The organism is Paraburkholderia sp. BR14320, from assembly GCF_040948665.1.
Classification (GTDB): domain Bacteria; phylum Pseudomonadota; class Gammaproteobacteria; order Burkholderiales; family Burkholderiaceae; genus Paraburkholderia; species Paraburkholderia youngii.
In genome coordinates, this window is sequence record NZ_JBFPKG010000176.1 from 1 (window position 1) to 1,585 (window position 1,585).

At 64.8% G+C, this 1,585-nt stretch carries 1 protein-coding gene; it reads right to left on the reverse strand.

Annotated features, from left to right (window positions below):
• Positions 1 to 1,585, reverse strand: a 1,585-nt coding sequence (locus tag AB3X89_RS39640) for a GNVR domain-containing protein (RefSeq protein WP_368587986.1), incomplete at both ends; no start/stop codon positions are given.

Sequence of the window (1,585 nt, forward strand, 5' to 3'; positions counted from 1 at the left end):
GTGCCGCAGCTATCCGCGAGCGCGGTCGCGTCGGATACGGCCAGCACGGGCGGTGTGTCGATCAGCACGATGTCGTAGTCGCTCGTCTTCGCGAGGAACTGCTGCATGCGCTCGCTCACCAGCAGCTCCGCCGGGTTCTCCGGGATCGCGCCGCGCGCAACGAAGTCGAGGCCCGGGCGCACGTCACGCATGATCACCGCGTCGGACGTCACCTCCGACGACAGATAGTCCCCCAGGCCCGGCGTCGAGTCGAGGCCGAAGTACTGCTCCAGATGGCCTTTGCGCAGATCCGCGTCGATCAGCAACACCCGCTTGCCGGCTGCCGCGACGACCGCCGCCAGATTCGCCGAGAGAAACGACTTGCCCACCTGTTCCGTTGGCCCCGTCAGCAGCACGCGGTTGTCGCCCGACTCCGATTCGAGCATTGCAAAATGCAGCGCGGTTCTGAGCCGGCGCAGGCTTTCGATCGACGGATCGCGCGGAAACTCGCTCGCCAGCAGGAACTTCTCGTCCGCGGGCAGCTTCGGCGCCTTGCCGATGCGCGCGACTTTCGCCTGCGACAGCGGCACGGTCGCATACACGTTCAGGCCCGTCTGCTCCTCGATCTCCTGCGCGTCGGTCACGCCCCGATAGAGCGCCGTACGCGCGAACGCCGCACCCACACCCAGAATCAGGCCGCCCAACGCCGCATAGATAATCACCAGCAGTTTGTTCGGCTTGATCGGGTCTTTGGGCACCACCGGGTTATCGATCAGCCGCACCGTCCCCACCTTGCCCGCGCGAACCAGCTTCAGCTGTTGCATGTTGTTCAACATGCCAACATAAAGCTCGTTGTTCACGTTCATGTCACGCGTCAGGCGTACCGCATTCTGCTCCAGGTCCGGCAACGCCTGTTCCTGCTGCGACAGGCTGCCGATCCTGCTGCCCAGCATGCCGATCTGCTGATCGAGCGCCTGGATCGCCGGGTGACCCGGCGCGTAGATCGCGCTCATTTCCGCGCGCTTCTGCTTCAGTTCCAGCAGGCTGCGCTGCGTGGCCACGCTCTGATCCAGATAGGCCTTGCCCTGCTCACTCAGGTTGAACACGCCCATGCGGTTGCGCATGTCGTTATAGCGCCCCTCGGCGCGCTCCAGGTCGCTCTTGAGCTGCGGCAGCTGGGCGCTCAGGAACTCGAGCGACTTCTCGGCTTCCGCCGCCTTGCGCTTCAGATTCTGGTCGACATACGCATTGCCGATTTCGGCAAGCGTGCTGGCCGTCAGCATCCGCTCGGAGCCCGTCAGCGACGCGCCGATGATGCCGCTGTCCTTGCCCTTCTGCGACACGGTCAGCCTGTTCTGCAGGTTTTCCACCGTCTTCTCGCGCGACTGCCGCTCCAGAATGAATTGCGTGCCCGGCCTGGCGTTCAGCGCATCGACCCGCAGCGTGATCGCGCCTTCAGGCAGTGTCGTGTCGAGCGTGGCGCCCACGCGGCCCTCGATCGGCTCGCTCAGATCCGACTGCTCCAGCCGGTAGCGCCCGTCCTCCAGAACGGTCAGCACGAACTTCTCGCCTTCGAATGCTTCCGGAACGTTGAAGCTGGACACCC